The sequence below is a fragment of the Streptomyces sp. NPDC002054 genome, assembly GCF_040296685.1.
Taxonomy (GTDB): Bacteria; Actinomycetota; Actinomycetes; order Streptomycetales; family Streptomycetaceae; genus Streptomyces.
Window position 1 is genome coordinate 51,095 of the sequence record NZ_JBEOXT010000008.1, and the last position, 15,622, is coordinate 66,716.

Annotated in this window: 16 protein-coding genes and 1 riboswitch; of the genes, 8 read left to right on the forward strand and 8 right to left on the reverse strand. The window is 73.1% G+C overall.

What is annotated here, in order from left to right; translation table 11 throughout:
• Positions 1-301: 301 nt before the first annotated feature.
• The 3 genes from ABT123_RS09490 to thiO form a co-directional block, all read right to left on the reverse strand.
• The gene (locus tag ABT123_RS09490) at positions 302-1,096 is read right to left on the reverse strand and encodes a thiazole synthase (protein WP_351311443.1); all 795 of its coding nucleotides are present in this window, start codon (positions 1,094-1,096) and stop codon (positions 302-304) included.
• 3 nt (positions 1,097-1,099) lie between these two features.
• Positions 1,100-1,315: a sulfur carrier protein ThiS gene (thiS, locus tag ABT123_RS09495; RefSeq protein WP_351311445.1), complete on the reverse strand. Its 216-nt coding sequence runs from the start codon at positions 1,313-1,315 to the stop codon at positions 1,100-1,102.
• On the reverse strand, positions 1,312-2,505 hold the full coding sequence (thiO, locus tag ABT123_RS09500) for a glycine oxidase ThiO (RefSeq protein WP_351311447.1): 1,194 nt from the start codon (positions 2,503-2,505) through the stop codon (positions 1,312-1,314). Before thiO ends, thiS begins: the two co-directional genes overlap by 4 nt.
• A riboswitch (TPP riboswitch) is annotated at positions 2,503-2,615 on the reverse strand. It overlaps the preceding gene by 3 nt.
• 82 nt (positions 2,616-2,697) lie before the next feature.
• Between thiO and ABT123_RS09505 the strand changes: the two genes are divergently transcribed.
• The 5 genes from ABT123_RS09505 to ABT123_RS09525 all read left to right on the forward strand — a co-directional run bounded on the left by ABT123_RS09505 (position 2,698) and on the right by ABT123_RS09525 (position 7,210).
• On the forward strand, positions 2,698-3,924 hold the full coding sequence (locus ABT123_RS09505; RefSeq protein ID WP_502970913.1) for an NAD(P)/FAD-dependent oxidoreductase: 1,227 nt from the start codon (positions 2,698-2,700) through the stop codon (positions 3,922-3,924).
• A gap of 116 nt (positions 3,925-4,040) precedes the next feature.
• Positions 4,041-4,406, forward strand: coding sequence for an Rv2175c family DNA-binding protein (locus ABT123_RS09510; protein WP_351311449.1), 366 nt, complete (start codon positions 4,041-4,043; stop codon positions 4,404-4,406).
• Between the two features lie 107 nt (positions 4,407-4,513).
• A complete protein-coding gene (gene thiE, locus ABT123_RS09515; protein WP_351311451.1) occupies positions 4,514-5,149 on the forward strand; it encodes a thiamine phosphate synthase in 636 nt (211 codons plus the stop codon).
• A gap of 109 nt (positions 5,150-5,258) precedes the next feature.
• Positions 5,259-6,176, forward strand: coding sequence for a methylenetetrahydrofolate reductase [NAD(P)H] (gene metF / locus ABT123_RS09520; protein WP_351311452.1), 918 nt, complete (start codon positions 5,259-5,261; stop codon positions 6,174-6,176).
• A gap of 44 nt (positions 6,177-6,220) precedes the next feature.
• Positions 6,221-7,210 carry a hypothetical protein gene (locus ABT123_RS09525; RefSeq protein ID WP_351311454.1) on the forward strand — a complete coding sequence of 330 codons (990 nt, stop codon included), beginning with the start codon at positions 6,221-6,223 and terminating at the stop codon, positions 7,208-7,210.
• A gap of 7 nt (positions 7,211-7,217) precedes the next feature.
• Here the strand turns inward: ABT123_RS09525 and ABT123_RS09530 are convergent, their stop codons facing one another.
• The 5 genes from ABT123_RS09530 to ABT123_RS09550 form a co-directional block, all read right to left on the reverse strand.
• A complete protein-coding gene (locus ABT123_RS09530; protein ID WP_351311456.1) occupies positions 7,218-8,675 on the reverse strand; it encodes a phytoene desaturase family protein in 1,458 nt (485 codons plus the stop codon).
• A 22-nt stretch (positions 8,676-8,697) separates the two neighbouring features.
• Positions 8,698-9,333 carry a DUF4126 domain-containing protein gene (locus ABT123_RS09535; protein ID WP_351311457.1) on the reverse strand — a complete coding sequence of 212 codons (636 nt, stop codon included), beginning with the start codon at positions 9,331-9,333 and terminating at the stop codon, positions 8,698-8,700.
• Between the two features lie 96 nt (positions 9,334-9,429).
• Complete coding sequence (locus ABT123_RS09540) at positions 9,430-9,840, reverse strand: SCO2097 family morphological protein (protein WP_351311459.1); 411 nt, start codon at positions 9,838-9,840, stop codon at positions 9,430-9,432.
• 296 nt (positions 9,841-10,136) lie between these two features.
• Complete coding sequence (locus ABT123_RS09545) at positions 10,137-10,895, reverse strand: methyltransferase domain-containing protein (protein WP_351311461.1); 759 nt, start codon at positions 10,893-10,895, stop codon at positions 10,137-10,139.
• Positions 10,896-10,995: 100 nt separating this feature from the next.
• Complete coding sequence (locus tag ABT123_RS09550) at positions 10,996-11,460, reverse strand: SAV_6107 family HEPN domain-containing protein (RefSeq protein WP_351311463.1); 465 nt, start codon at positions 11,458-11,460, stop codon at positions 10,996-10,998.
• A gap of 186 nt (positions 11,461-11,646) precedes the next feature.
• Here ABT123_RS09550 and ABT123_RS09555 point away from each other — a divergent pair, with 186 nt between their 5' ends.
• From ABT123_RS09555 to ABT123_RS09565, 3 genes are read left to right on the forward strand one after another with little or no spacing between them, the layout of a single operon-like run.
• Positions 11,647-12,501 carry an ATP-binding cassette domain-containing protein gene (locus ABT123_RS09555; RefSeq protein WP_351311465.1) on the forward strand — a complete coding sequence of 285 codons (855 nt, stop codon included), beginning with the start codon at positions 11,647-11,649 and terminating at the stop codon, positions 12,499-12,501.
• Positions 12,473-14,557, forward strand: coding sequence for a YhgE/Pip family protein (locus ABT123_RS09560; protein WP_351311467.1), 2,085 nt, complete (start codon positions 12,473-12,475; stop codon positions 14,555-14,557). Before ABT123_RS09555 ends, ABT123_RS09560 begins: the two co-directional genes overlap by 29 nt.
• Before the next feature lie 22 nt (positions 14,558-14,579).
• Positions 14,580-15,227 (forward strand): TetR/AcrR family transcriptional regulator, encoded by a 648-nt coding sequence (locus ABT123_RS09565; protein WP_351311469.1) that lies wholly within the window; start codon positions 14,580-14,582, stop codon positions 15,225-15,227.
• The last annotated feature ends 395 nt before the right edge of the window (positions 15,228-15,622 follow it).

Here is a 15,622-nt window from a genome sequence, read left to right on the forward strand (position 1 = left end):
ACCCGTGGCCGGAGCTCCGCCCCGGACCCCGCCAGGGGCGCGGGGAACTGCGCGAGCAACCACACCCGGCCCGCAGGCCCGGAACCACGGATCCGCCCCCGGACCGGGGGCGGGGGGTCCGGGGCGAAGCCCCGGGGAGCGGGGAGGGGCGGGTAGGGGAAAGGCCCCGCGCAGCGGGAGTCCCGCCTGGCGGGCTCGGGCCGGTCAGAACGGAGGCTCCGCGCAGCGGGAGCCCCGGGGCGGGCTCGGGCCGGTCAGGATGTCCCGCGCAGGGGAGCCTCGGGGGCTGGGCCCGGGGCGGTTAGAACGCCGGGCGTTCTGGGTCCAGGGTGGCGCGGCCCTCCACAGGAGACGAGGCTTCGGCGAAGCGCCGGACCGGGATCCGCCCGGCCCGGCGGGCCAGCCGGCCCGCCGAGACGGCGTCCCGCATCGCCGCAGCCATGAGCACAGGCTCCTGCGCACGGGTCACGGCCGAGGCGAGCATCACAGCCGCACACCCCAGCTCCATGGCCTGGGCCACATCCGACGCCGTACCCGCCCCCGCGTCCAGAATCACCGGCACCCCCGCCCGCTCCACGATCAGCTCGAAGTTGTGCGGGTTGCGGATGCCCAGGCCGGACCCGATCGGGGACCCCAGCGGCATGATCGCCGCGCAGCCCACGTCCTCCAGCTTCCGTGCCAGCACCGGGTCGTCGTTCGTGTACGGCAGCACCGTGAACCCCTCGTCGACCAGGGTTTCGGCCGCGTCCAGCAGCTCCACCCCGTCCGGCAGCAGGGTCCGCTCGTCGGCGACGACCTCCAGTTTGATCCAGTCGGTGCCGAGGGCCTCCCTGGCCAGCCGGGCGGTCAGTACCGCCTCGCCCGCCGTGAAGCAGCCCGCCGTATTGGGCAGGACGCCGATGCCGAGCCGGGTCAGCACGGACAGCACCGAGCCCTGGACGGTGGGGTCCAGGCGGCGCATCGCCACCGTGGTGAGTTCGGTGCCCGAGGCGACCAGGGCCCGTTCCAGCACGTCCAGGCTGGGCGCCCCGCCGGTCCCCATGATCAGGCGGGAGGAGAAGGTCCGGCCGCCCAGAGTGAACAGATCGTCGGCCATCGCTCAGCCTCCCTGGACCGCGGTGAGCACCTCGACGCGGTCTCCCTCGCCGAGTGCGGTGGCGGGCCACTGCCCGCGCGGTACGACGGTTTCGTTGAGCGCCGCGGCGACCCCCGAGGGGGCCCGGGTGAGGGTGGCCACCACCAGGTCCAGGGTGGTGCCGGCGGCGACCTCGCGCGGCTCGCCGTTGACGGAGATGGTGTTGACGGAGGTGGTCATGCGTACGTCTCCTCTCGGACGACGGGGGCGGACGAGAACCGGCGCGGGCTGAAGGGGCGGGCGATGTCGGGGAGTTCGCCGGTGGCCAGGACCTCCGCCATGACGTCCCCGGTCACCGGGGTGAGCAGCACCCCGTTGCGGTAGTGGCCGGTGGCCAGGTGCAGTCCGGGCAGGTCGGTGGGGCCGAGCAGCGGGGCGTTGTCGGGGGAGCCGGGGCGCAGGCCCGCCCGGGTCTCGGTGAGCGGGAGTTCGGTGATGCCGGGCACCAGCTCGTGGGCGTCGCGCAGCAGTTCGTACACGCCGCCCGCGGTCACCGTGGTGTCCCAGCCCAGTTCCTCGCTGGTGGCGCCGACGACGAGCTCGCCGTTCTCGCGCGGCACCAGGTAGACGTGGCTGCCGCGGACCACCGCCCGTACCGTCCGGGACAGGAACGGCGCGTACGCGGCCGGCACCGCGAGCCGCAGCACCTGGCCCTTCACCGGCCGTACCGGCGGCACCGCCTCGGCCGGTACGCCGTCCAGCCGGCCGCTGAGGCTGCCGGCGGCCAGCACCACCTGGCCCGCGGCGATCTCGGTGCCGTTGTCGAGCAGTGCGCCGGCCGCCCGGCCGGCGGTGACCGTCAGCCGCTCGGCGCCCGCCCGGTGGAAGACCACTCCGGCCCGCTCGCAGGCGGCCAGCAGGGCGTCCGCCAGCCGGCGCGGGTCGACCTGGTGGTCGCCGTCGACGCGCAGTCCGCCGCGCACGCCGGGGGCCAGCATGGGCTCCAGGCGGCGGCATTCGCGGCCGGTCAGCCACTCCGACTCCAGGCCGCAGCGCCGCTGCAGGGCGTGGAGTTCGCGCAGGTGGAGGCGGTCGTCGGCGTCCAGGGCGACGGCGAGGGTGCCGCAGGCGCGGTAGCCGATGTCCAGGCCGCCGCTGGCCTCGGCGAGTTCCGCGGCGAAGGCCTCGTAGCGGGCGGCGGAGGCGAGGTTGAGGCCCAGCAGGGTCTCCTCGCCGTAGTGCAGTTCGGTGACGGCGGCCAGCATGCCGGCCGCGACCTTGGCGGCGCCGCCGCCGGGTGCCGGGTCGGCGAGGGCGACGGTCAGTCCGCGGCGGGCGGTCCGCCAGGCGGTGGCCAGGCCGATGATGCCGCCCCCGATGACGAGGACGTCCGGGCGGTGGGGGTCCGACCTCTGGGTGGATGAGTGCATGGGCGTCCAGCCCCTCCCTTCGCCGGCATGATCCGGATCAGGTTCGTACGGTCGGAGGCCGTCCAGCCTCCCTCTCAGCCCGGTGCGTCCGGACTCCCGCGGATGGGTACGGTGGCCAGACTAACCCCCGCCCGGAGGCCCGGGTAAGGGCGCCCATTCCTGACGGGTCGTCAGCTGGCTAGGGTGTGCGGCGTGAACGAGCAGACGGAACAGATCGAACAGATCGAACAGGCCGGCGTGGTGATCGTCGGCGCCGGAATGGCCGGAGTGCAGACGGCCGTCGCCCTCCGCGAGGCGGGCTTCAAGGGTCCGGTCACCCTGCTGGGGGCCGAACCGCACCAGCCCTACGACCGGCCGCCCCTGTCCAAGGCGGTGCTGCTCGGCACGGCCGAGGGCTCCGCCTTCGAGGTCGACTTCGAAGGGCTGGACATCGAACTCCGGCTCGGCGTGGAGGTCACCGGGCTGCGGGCCGCGGACCGGGAACTCGACACGGCCGCAGGCCCGCTCCCGTACCGGACGCTGGTCCTCGCCACCGGAGCGGAACCGCTGACCCTGCCCGGCAGCGAGGGCGTGCCCGGGGTGCACCTGCTGCGGACCCTGGACGACGCGGAACGGCTGCGGCCGGTGCTGGCCGCGGCACCCGAGGTGGTGGTCGTCGGGGCCGGCTGGATCGGCGCCGAGTTCGCCACCGCGGCGCGCGAGGCGGGCTGCGCGGTGACCGTGGTCGAGGCCGCCGGCCGGGTCCTGGCCGGCGCCCTCCCGGACGAGGTCACGGCCCCGATGGCGGCCTGGTACGAGCAGGCCGGCGCCCGCCTGCTCACCGGCACCGGGGTCGCCGCGGTGGAACCGGGCCTGGTCCGGCTGGCGGACGGCCGCGAGCTGCCGGCCGGCGCGGTGGTGGTCGGCATCGGCGCCCGCCCGGCCACCGGCTGGCTGACCGGCTCGGGCGTGGAGCTGGGCCCCGACGGCTCGGTCACCGCCGACGAACGGCTGCGCACCTCCCTGCCCGGGGTGTACGCGGTGGGCGACTGCGCCTCCTTCCCGTCCGGGCGGTACCGGACACGGCTGCTGGTGCACCACTGGGACAACGCCCTGCAGGGCCCGCGCACCGTCGCCGCGAACATCCTCGGCGCGGAGCAGGCCTACGATCCCGTGCCGTACTTCTGGTCCGAGCAGTTCGGCCGCTTTGTGCAGTACGCCGGACACCACGCGGAGGCGGACAGCATGCTGTGGCGGGGCAGCCCGGATGACCCGGCCTGGTCGGTCTGCTGGCTGCGGGAGGGCGCACTGGTCGCGGTCCTGGCCGTCGGCCGGCCCCGCGACCTGGCGCAGGGGCGCCGCCTGATCGAATCGGGCACCGCCATGGACCCGGCGAAGCTCACCGACCCCGCCACCCCCCTCAAGTCGGCGACCGCCTGATCACCCGGCCCGGGGCCCGCCGCCGCGCCCTGGGAGCAGCGGGCGGAGCCCCGGATGGGGGGTCGGGAGGGGGCGCCGGGTACCGGGTGTCGGTCCGGGATGGCAGGCTTGGTTCCGTGACCGAGATTGACGCAAAGATCGATGCTCTCGTCCCCGAGTGGCTCTACCTCCCCGACATCGCAGAAATGCTCGACGTCGAGGTGACGCGAGTCCGCCAGCTGGTCAAGGAGGGCCAGCTCATCGCCGTACGCCGCGGTGAGAACCGCGCCCTGCAGGTGCCCGCCGCCTTCATCGACGGCGACAAGGTGGTCAAGGGCCTCGCCGGCACCCTGACCCTGCTGCGGGACGACGGCTTCACCGACGAAGAGATGCTGGAGTGGCTCTTCACCGCGGACCCGAGCCTGCCCGGCACCCCCGCGCAGGCCCTCAGCGAGAATCGCGGCACGGAGGTGAAGCGCCGCGCCCAGGCGCTCGCCGTCTGACGCCTGACCGACAGCTCGCCGTACGGTCCGCCGTACAAGTTCACCGCTTCAACCGGTGTACGGGCCCCAGTGCGGGCCCGTACACCGCCACCCGGGGGGTTCCACCCATGTCCTTGGCCGACGCACGGCTCTACCTCTGCACCGACGCCCGCAAGCGCCAGGGCGACCTGCCCGAGTTCCTGGACGCCGTCCTCGCGGGCGGCGTGGACATCGTCCAGCTCCGCGACAAGGGCATGGAGGCCGGCGAGGAGCTGGAGCACCTCCAGGTGTTCGCCGAGGCCGCCCGCCGCCACGGCAAGCTCCTCGCCGTCAACGACCGGGCGGACGTCGCCCATGCCATCGGCTCCGACGTGCTGCACCTCGGCCAGGGCGACATCCCCGTCCCGGCCGCCCGCGCGATCCTGCCCCCCGCCGTGCTCATCGGCCGGTCCTGCCACGCCGAGGCCGAGGTGGACGCCGCCGTGGCCGAGCCCGGCGTGGACTACTTCTGCACCGGCCCCTGCTGGCCCACCCCCACCAAGCCCGGCCGGTACGCCCCCGGCCTCGGCCTCGTCCGGTACACCGCCTCGCTCGCGCAGGACCGCCCCTGGTTCGCCATCGGCGGCATCGACTCAGCCAATCTGGACGAGGTGCTGGACGCCGGCGCCACCCGGGTGGTCGTCGTCCGGGCCATCACCGAGGCCGAAGACCCTGGTGCCGCCGCAGCAGCCCTGGCCAAGCGGGTCCGCGAGCGCCTCGCCTGACCTGGCCCGTTCCCACCTGACACACTCCGCCCACCACAAGGTGTCCAAAAACGTGTCCAATGGGTGGACACCGCTTCGGCGTGCCGGGGCGCCCGTCTAACCTGCCGGTATGGCCCTTGGTACCGCTTCGACCTGGACAGACCGTGCACACACGGTCCATGAGCTGCTCGTGTCCGGCAGGCCCTCGTACTCCTTCGAGTTCTGGGCCCCCAAGACCGAGAAGGGCGAGCGGAACCTCTGGAACGCGCTCCGCAGGGTCGAGGCGGTCGCCCCGAGCTTCGTCTCGGTGACCTACGGGGCCGGCGGTTCCACCCGCGGTGGCACCGTCAAGGCCACCCAGGAGATCGCCGCCGACACCACCCTCACCCCGGTCGCGCACCTCACCGCCGTCGACCACTCCATCGCCGAGCTGCGTCACGTCATCGGACAGTTCGCCGACGCCGGTATCCGCAACATGCTCGCCCTGCGCGGTGACCCGCCGGGCGACCCGATGGCGGAGTGGGTGCCCCACCCGGACGGAGTGCACTACGCCGCCGACCTGGTCCGGCTGCTCAAGGAGTCCGGCGACTTCTGCGTCGGTGTCGCGGCCTTCCCCGAGATGCACCCGCGGTCCTCGGACTGGGACACGGACATCCGTCACTTCGTGGACAAGTGCCGCGCCGGTGCCGACTATGCGATCACCCAGATGTTCTTCGATCCGGAGAATTATCTGCGGCTCCGCGACAGCGTCCAGAAGGCCGGCTGCGAGACCCCGATCATCCCTGAGGTCATGCCCGTTGTGGGGGTCAAGCAGCTCGACCGGCTGCCCCAGCTGAGCACCGCAGTCTTCCCCCGGGACGTGAAAGAGCGCATGCTCGCCGTCAAGGACGATCCGGCCGCTGTACGCTCCATTGGCATCGAGTTCGCCACGGAGTTCTGCGCGCGGCTGCTGTCCGAGGGTGTCCCGGGGCTGCACTTCATCACGCTGAACAATTCCACGGCGACTCTCGAGATCTACGAGAACCTCGGCCTGCACCAGCGGGCCTAGACCGGCCGTACCTCGTCGGGCGGCCGTACGAGAGGGGCCAGGCAATGGGGATGTACGTCCTCTACGGCGCGTTCGGCTTGGTCGCGTTGTGGCTGCTCGCCGAGGTCCTGCTGCAGTACAAGGCCCGGCTCCGCTGGCGGCTGCTCGCCTTCTCGGGGTTCCTCGGCGTGGTCGCCGGCGTGATACTGCCCTCGGTGCCGGTGATCGGCGCCGGCGCGGGAGCCTTCGCGATCGGCCAGACCCTGGTCACCCTGTCCTTCCGCAAGGGCTTCGAGGCCGGCTGGGCGCTGCGCCGCGGCGAGTCCGGCGCACCGGCCGAGGAGCCGGCCGCGGGGCGCCGCCGGTCCGCGCCCGCCGAACGCCGGGAGCCGTCCCTGCAGGTCTCCGGCCTGGCCTTCGAGGCCGAGGCCGACGCCGACAGGGACTCGCGCCGGCCCGCCGAGGCGGCCGTGGCGGCCGAGGACCGGCCGGAGCCGGTGTTCTTCAGCCCGCAGCCGCTGCCCGAGGACACCGGCTCGTACGGCATCCAGAGCTTCCAGGACCAGGGCCAGGGCGGCCACGGCGGCCAGAACCAGGGCTTCGCCCCCGGCGGGTTCGCGCCCGGCGGCTTCGCCCCCGCCCCGGACCCGGCCCAGACCGCCCCCTTCGCCTCCCCCTACACCACCGCCGAGCAGGACGCCCACCAGTACGCGGCCTACTACGACCCGCACTCCCAGGGCGGCGGCTACGACTACTCCGGCGGCTACCCGTCCGGCGGCGAGCAGCCGGTCTACGCGGCGTACTCCGACCCGTACATCGGCACCGGCGGCGTCGCCCAGCCGCAGCCCTACGGGTACGCCGACCCGTATGTCCAAGGGCAGTACGCCATGGACACCCCGCCCGGCGGCGTCTGGGTGCCGCAGCAGCGCTCCGACGAGGCCCAGCCCTACCCGCAGCAGCCCTGGGCCGGGCAGGACCAGCAGCCGCCGCCGTACGACCCGCAGCAGGGCTACCCGTACCAGGGCACCGGCGAGTACGAGCAGTACCGCTACTGACCCGCGGTCACTGGGAGCCGCGGAAGTCCGCGCCCTCCACGATCAGCCCGGCCACCAGCGCCCCGGTCATGCCCGCGTGCGGCAGCCCGCCGCCCGGATGTGCCCAGCCGCCCGCCAGGTACAGCCCGGGCAGGGCGGTGGCATTGGCCGGGTACAGCAGCCGGCCCCCGGCCCCCGCGAGGGCGGGCAGCGGCACCGAACCGGCCACCGCGCCGGTGGCCTCGGCCACGTCGACCGGGGTGCGGACCTCGTGCCACAGCAGCCGCTCCTGCAGGTCGGGCACGACCAGGGCCGCCGCCTCCAGGAGCCGTTCGGCGTGCGGCCGGGACACCGAGGGCTCCGACCAGTCGATCACCCCGTGCGGGGCGCACCGGGCCTGCACGGTGACCGCCTCGTGGTCCTCGTCGGGCCGGGTGGCGGGATCGTCGGGGCGCAGCACCGTCAGGTCGGGGGAGGTGCCGCGGCTGTACAGCCGGGTGCGGTGCGCGGTGCCCGGCGGGCGGGCCCCGCGCAGCGCGAGGAACAGCGTGAACCGGCTGGTCCCGGCCAGGCCGCCGCGGGCCGGCACCGCGTCCTCGGGCCAGGGCACGGAGCCGGCCGGCAGCTGCCGGGGGTCGATCCCGCAGACCACCGAGTCGGCGGCCACCTCGGTGCCGTCGGCCAGCAGCAGACCGGCCGCCCGGCCGTCCGCGGCGCGTACCTCCCGCACCTCCGCGCCGAAGACGAAGTCGACCTTCCGCTCCAGGCAGCGTTCGTACACGGCGGTGGCCAGGGCCCGCATACCGCCGCGTACGTACCAGCTGCCGAAGGTCTGCTCCATGTACGGCAGCACGGTGGCCGACCCGGGCGCCGACCAGGGGTCCAGCCCGTACTCGGCGACCAGGCCGGTCAGCAGTTCGCCGAGGGCGCCGCCGAGCTCGCGGTCGGCGATCTCCTTGAGGGTCGGGGTGCGGCGGCGCAGCAGGCCGCTCTTGCGCAGCGCGGGGTAGGGGTCGGTGCCCAGGGCCTCCCGGTCGGCGCGCAGCGGCTCCTCCAGCAGCGGGCGGCGGGTGGCGTCCCAGACGTCCCGGGCCCGGCCCAGCACGTCGTTCCAGCGGCTGCCGGCGCCCGGGCCGAAGGCCTGGTCGAGGGCGGCGGCAACCCCTCCGTGGGACGCGCCCGGGAGGGTGACGTCGATGCTGTAGTCCGGGAGGACGTGCCGGACCGCCGGATTGACCTGGACCATGTCCACGGACTGTTCCAGCGGTCGTTTGCCGGTCTTGACGAACAGGTCGCGGTAGACGGCGGGCAGGTGCAGCAGCCCCGGCCCGGTGTCGAAGGCGAACCCCTCGCGTTCGTACCGCCCGACTGCTCCGCCATAGGTTGCCGAGCGCTCGTACACCGTCACCCGGTGGCCTGCCACGGCCAGCCGGGCGGCCGTCGCCATCGCGCCCATCCCGGCGCCGATCACCGCAATTCGTGCCATGCGGTGACCTTATCGAGCCAGGTCAGCCCGGTGGCGACCCGGTCCGCTCCGGCGCCTTGGCCTCGGCTGCCGCCAGGCGTCTCTCCTCGCGGCGCTGGGCGCGGCGGCGCAGGAAACGGCGGATTCGGGACCAGAGGTAGACCAGCAGGGCGAGGCCGAGGGCGAGCAGCACGGCCGCGATGATCGCGGCGGCTTCCGGGTTGAACATGGCGAAGGTCATGATGGTGCCGACGCCGAGGTCCTCGGCGGTGCTCATGGCGATATTGCTGAACGGCTCCGGCGAGGTGTTGATCGCCATCCGGGTGCCGGCCTTGACGCAGTGGCTGGCCAGGGCGGTGGTACCGCCGACCGCCCCGGCGGCGAGATCGGACAGTGAACCGCTCTGCCCGGCCAGCAGGGCGCCGATGACGGCCCCGGCGACCGGGCGGATCACGGTGTGGACGGTGTCCCAGAGGGAGTCCACATAGGGGATCTTGTCGGCGACCGCCTCGCAGAGGAACAGGATGCCGGCCGCCACCAGGACATCGGTCCGCTGCAGGGACTCGGGCACCTCGTCGGTCAGCCCGGCCTTGCCGAAGACGCCGAGCAGGAGGACCACGGCATAGGCATTGATCCCGCTGGCCCAGCCGCTGGTGAACACCAGGGGGAGGACACTCACCCGACCAGCATGCCGCAGCCGGGAGACGCATGAGGGGGTGACCGCCGTCGGCGGTCACCCCCTCACGCGGAGATCATGAGACTTCCGCGGGGCGGCTCAGTGCCCCTGCTGTTCATCGCGGCGACGCTGCCACCGCTGTTCGATGCGGGTCATCATCGACCGACGCTGTCGGTTGTGGCCACGGCCGGTGCCACCGGCACTGCTGCCGGAGACGGGCTGCTCGCCAGGTTTGGGTGCCTTGCGCCATCCGGTGACCGCGAGAACCGCGCAGCCCAGCATGACGAGAAAGCCCACCACGCTGATCCAGATCAGATTTCCCTGCGCGACCATTCCGGTCATGAGGAGCGCGATACCCACCAGAAAGCCTGCGACCGCCTGGTAGACCCGTCGCCGGGTGTACGTACGCAGCCCGCTTCCCTCAAGCGCTGTCGCGAACTTGGGATCTTCGGCGTACAGCGCTCGCTCCATCTGCTCGAGCATTCGCTGCTCGTGCTCCGAGAGCGGCACGGGAGTCCTCCTCATCCGTCGGTCGCGGGGGTAGCGACCGGGGGTCCCCTTCAGGATAGGCAGGGAATCGCCCCCGAGAAACCCGCCCCTCTACGCCATGTTTTCGAAACGAGCACTGCCTGAATAAGCACTGCGCCAAACCGTACCGTCGCAAGGGCAGCCGGTGAGGCCATTGTTCCCCAACAGCCTCTGGACCACACACCGGACGGTGTCCCCCGATCATACGGGTCCGGCCGCCGGTTCGGAGGGGTTGTGGATGCACTGCGTCACATCGCGGGCCAGGGCAGCGCCGCAGCTCAGGCCTGCTTCTCGCCCAGGACGTGCAACTGCGTGGCGACCGCGTGGAAGGCCGGCAGCTCGGCCGCCGCCTCCTCCAGCTTGAGCAGGGCTTCGACGGCACCCGGCTCGGTGTCGACCAGGACCCCGGGCACCAGGTCGGCGAAGACCCGGACGCCGTGGACCGCGCCGACCTCCAGACCGGCTCCGCCGACCAGTGCGGCGAGCTGCTCCGCGGTGAACCGGCGGGGCACCGGGTCCCCGGCGCCCCAGCGGCCGGCCGGGTCGGTGAGCGCGGTCCTGGCCTCGGTGAAGTGCCCGGCCAGCGCCCGGGCCAGCACGGCACCGCCGAGGCCGGCGGCGAGCAGGCTCAGGGTGCCGCCGGGGCGCAGCGCGGCGACCGCATTGGCGACGCCCTCGGCGGGGTCGTCCACGTACTCCAGCACGCCGTGGCAGAGCACCACGTCGTACGAACCCTGCTCGACGACGTCCAGCAGCCCCTGGGCATCACCCTGCACCCCGTGGACCAGATCCGCGACCCCGGCCTCGGCGACCCGGCGCTCCAGCCCGAACAGTGCGTTCGGGCTGGGGTCGACCACGGTGACCCGGTGGCCGAGCCGGGCCACCGGCACCGCGAACTTGCCGGTGCCGCCGCCGGTGTCCAGCACATCCAGCACGTCCTGCCCGGTCGCCTTGACGCGGCGGTCGAGAGCCTCCTTCAGGACCTCCCACACCACGGCGGTACGGAGGGAGGCGCGGGGGCGGGAACTGTCGGACACGTCGAATGGCTCCTCGGCGCGGAATGGGGGTCCCCCCGGACGGATCCGGGGGAGGTGTGCGATGCGGCCTCCACCCTATTCCCTTCCGTCGCCGGGCCGGTCACCCGGCGTCAGGGCGTGGTGCGGGCAGGGTTGGCTGGAGGGCCAGCATCCGCTCGACCAGGCGCAGGAACATCGCGGCGGCGCGCAGCAGGTCGTCCGCGTCCCGGACGCTCGCCGCATCCGGTATCCCCGCCTCGGCCCGGGCCCGCCGGGCCGCACCCGAGGCGAAGAGGGCGCTCCACTCGGCCAGTTCCGGCGCTATTTCCGGCAGGACCTCCCAGGCGCTGCGGATCCGCGGCCGGCGCCGCGGCCCGACCGGCTCCGGTCGGGCCCGGGCGGCGAGCACGGCCGCGGCGGTGCGCAGGGCGGCGAGATGGGCGGTGGCATACCGCTCGTTGGGCCGGGGCAGCTGTGCGGCCTCGTCCAGGCCGCGGCGGGCCTTGGCGAGCAGGTCGAGGGCGGCCGGCGGGGCCGTCGACTTCCGCAGGACGGGATGGACAGGGGACGGGGACGGTGTGGCCATGACGAACCTCCTGTCGTTGCGTTCTGTCTGTCGATCGCAATCCATCGTGACCGACGCCACTGACAATCGCCCTGACCTGCGGTTTTGAAGGAATTGGGGGGTGGCGTGCACGGCGACCTACGGAGGGTGCTAGTTTTTTGAACTGACCAGTCAGTTCAAAAAACGGGGTGGATGAAGGGGGAGGGCGTGGACAGCCCGCACGGCGCGGCCGTCAAGGCCGCGAACTTCGGACTCAAGGGCCCGCGCGGCTGGGTCTTCCGGGGCGTGGACATCGACGCCGCCCCCGGCTCGCTCATCGCCGTCGAGGGCCCGTCCGGCAGCGGACGCACCTGCCTGCTGCTGGCCCTCACCGGCCGTATGAAGGCCACCGAGGGGCATGCGGAGGTGGCCGGCCACCGGCTGCCCAAGGCGATGGGAGCGGTCCGCCGGATCGCCGGGCTCGGCCCGGTCCCGGGGGTCACCGACCTGGACCCGGCGCTGACCGTCGCCGAGCAGTTGCGCGAGGGCGCGCTGCTCCAGCGCCGCTACGAGGGCCCGGTCCGCGCACTGCTCCGGTCCCCGCGGGAACGGGCCGCCGCGACCGCCGCCCGGATCGACGCCGCCCTCGCCGAGGCGGGCCTGGACATGGCCGCGCTCCCCAAGGGCCCGCGCACCTCGGTACGCGACCTGGAGCGCCTGGAGTCCCTCCGCCTCTCGGTGGCCATCGCCCTGCTGGGCGGACCGCGCCTGCTGGCCGTCGACGACACCGACCTGAAGCTCTCCGACGCGGAACGCAGCGAGGCCTGGTCCCTGCTGCGCGGCCTGGCCGCCGCGGGCACCACCGTCCTGGCGGTGTGCAGCGAGGCCCCGTCCGACGCGGTGCTGCTGCGCACCCGTCAGACCGAGCCGGCCGCGCCGGCCGCGGTGGAGCCGGTGGTGTCGGTGGAGCCGGGGGGCTCCACCGACACCACCGACACCACCGACATCACGAAGGACACGAAGGACACAAAGGACACGAAGGAGGAGACGGCCGATGCGATCGCCGAAGCTGGCCGCGCTTGAGCTCAAGCGCTTCGGCAGGGGAAAGCTGCCGCGCGCCGCGCTCGTCGCCCTGCTCCTGCTGCCGCTGCTCTACGGCGCCCTGTACCTCTGCTCGTTCTGGGACCCGTACAGCCGCCTCGACAAGGTGCCCGTCGCGCTCGTCAACGCCGACCGCGGTGCCACCGTCGACGGCAAGCGCATCGACGCCGGCAACGAGATCGCCGGGAAGCTGAAGGACAGCAAGACCTTCGGCTGGAACGAGGTCGGCGCGGACGAGGCCGCCAAGGGGCTCGAGAACGGCACCTACTACCTCACGCTCACCATGCCCGCCGACTTCAGCGAGCGGATCGCCTCCAGCTCCGGCGAGGACCCCACCACCGGCGCCCTCCAAGTCCGCACCAACGACGCCAACAACTACATCGTCGGCTCGATCTCCAAGACCGTCTTCTCCGAGGTCCGCGCCGCCGCGTCCAGCAACGCCTCCCGCGGCTTCCTCGACAAGATCTTCGTCTCCTTCTCCGACCTGCACGACAAGACCACCGAGGCCGCCGACGGCGCCACCCAGCTCAAGGACGGCACCGTCCAGGCCAAGAAGGGCGCCAAGGACCTCGCCGACGGCCTGGACACCGCCAAGGAGAAGACCGGCGAGCTGGCCGGCGGCCTCAAGACGCTCAACTCGGCGGCCGGCGAACTGGAGACCGGTACCAGGAAGATCGCCTCCGGGACCCAGAGCCTCGCCGACAAGGTCAACGGCGCCGCCACCAAGGCCCGCCCCTTCCTCAAGGACCCCAAGAGCCTCGCCGCCCAGGCCGAACTGGTCGCCGACTCCGCCCGGACCGTCCGCAAGCACCTCGACGGCTTCACCGAGAAGGCCCCGGGCGCCGCCACCGCCACCAAGAAGGTCTCCGACTGGGCCGACGACGTCTACGCGCAGACCTGCACCAAGGGCACCAAGCCGCTGCCCGCCACTTGCCCCAAACTGAAGGAGCTCAAGGACGGCGCAGCCGAGGCCGCAGAACTCGCCGGTGACGTCAACGCCGTGGTCAAGGCCTCCGACGGCGACCTCGACAAGCTCAAGGGGCAGCTCACCGACCTGGAGGACAAGGCCCGCGACGTGGCCGAGAAGGCCCCGGCCCTCTCCGCCGACCTCGACGCCGCCGTCGCCAAGGTCAACGCCCTCAACACCGGCGCCCAGAAGGTCGCCACCGGCATGGACAAGCTGCACACCGGCCTCACCTCCGCCAGCTCGGGCTCGGCGAAGATCGACACCGGCGTCGGCAAGCTGGGCGACGGAGCGCACAGCCTGGACGGCGGCATCTTCAAGCTCGTCGACGGCTCCGGCGAACTCGCCTCCGGCCTGCACGAGGGCGCCGGGCAGATCCCCGACTACGACCAGCAGCAGCGCGAGGCCCGCACCGAGGTCATGGCCGACCCGGTCCGGCTGGCCGCCCAGACGCTGAACAAGGCCCCCAACTACGGCACCGGCTTCGCCCCGTACTTCATCCCGCTCTCCCTCTGGGTCGGCGCGATGGTCGCGTACATGCTGATCGCCCCGGTCAACCGCCGGGCCCTCGCCGCCGGCGCCTCGCCGTGGCGGATCGCCCTGGCCGGCTGGCTGCCCGTCGCCTCCCTCGGCGTCCTCCAAGTGGCCCTGCTGATGACCGTCCTGCACTTCGGCCTCGGCCTGGAAATGGCCCACCCGGCCGCCACCATCGGCTTCCTGGCCCTGGTCACCGGCTGCTTCGCCGCGATCGTGCAGTGGCTCAACGCCAAGTTCGGCGCGGCCGGCCGGATCCTGGTCCTCGCCGTCCTGATGCTCCAGCTGACCTCGGCAGGCGGCACCTACCCGGTGCAGACCAGCCCCGGATTTTTCAACGCCATCCACCCCTACCTGCCGATGTCCTACGTGGTCGAAAGCCTGCGCAAACTCATCAGCGGAGGCGACCTCACCCCCGTCTGGCAGGGCTGCGCCGTCCTGACGGGCTTCACCGTCGGCGCGCTGGCGCTCACCGCGCTGGCCGCCCGCGGCAAGCAGGTGTGGACGATGGACCGGCTGCATCCGGACCTGAGCCTGTAAAGGACCTGTGAGAATCAGCCACATGGAAAGCAGCACCAGCAGCACCGGCAGCACCGGCACCGGCGGCGGCACCACCAGGCGGCGGGCCACCCGGCAGAAGCTCTACGAAGCGGCCGTCACGCTCATCGCCGAGAAGGGCTTCTCCGCGACCACGGTCGACGAGATCGCCGAACGGGCGGGCGTTGCGAAAGGCACCGTCTACTACAACTTCGCCAGCAAGACGGACCTCTTCGAGGAACTGCTGCGGCACGGGGTCGGCCTGCTGACCGCCTCGCTGCGGACCGCCGCGGAGGAGACCGAAGCGCGCGGCGGCAGCAGGGTCGAGGCGCTGGACGCCATGATCCGGGCCGGCCTGGTCTTCATCGACCGCTACCCCGCCTTCACCCAGCTGTACGTGGCCGAACTCTGGCGCACCAACCGGGCCTGGCAGTCCACCCTGATGGTGGTCCGGCAGGAGGCGGTCGCGGTGGTCGAGACGGTCCTGCGGGAGGGCGTCGAACGCGGTGAGCTCAGCGCCGAGATCGATGTGCCGCTGACTGCTGCCGCGCTGGTCGGCATGGTGCTGGTGGCCGCGCTGGACTGGCAGTCCTTCCAACGCGAACGGTCCCTGGACGACGTCCACTCCGCGCTGTCGCTGCTGCTGCGCGGGCGGGTCAGCGGCAGCCGCTGACCCCCGGTCGGCGGTGTCCCGGCCATGCGCGGGGCGCGTAGAACTGAGTACCCGTACCCAGACGCGGATGAGCACGCGCACGGATGGGCTCCCACCTGCGGCATCGCCAGACTGGGAGTGCAGGGACAGGGGCAACTCGGCCCGCACCGCGGACACGGGGCCGCGGAGCGGGCTGAGTTTATTTGGGGCTCGGTCCGCCGCTGCAGGCTGCGAGCCGGGCGGGGCCCCCGCACGGGGTCCGGGGCAGAGCCCCGCGTGGGGTCCGGGGCGGAGCCCCGAGAACGGGGTGCCGGGCGGAGCCTGGGCACCCGGGGTGTGGGGCGGAGCCCCACAGGCGGGGTCCGGGGCCGCAGGTCCCGGTTTCGGGGAGGGGCGGGGTGGGGGAATGGCCCCGC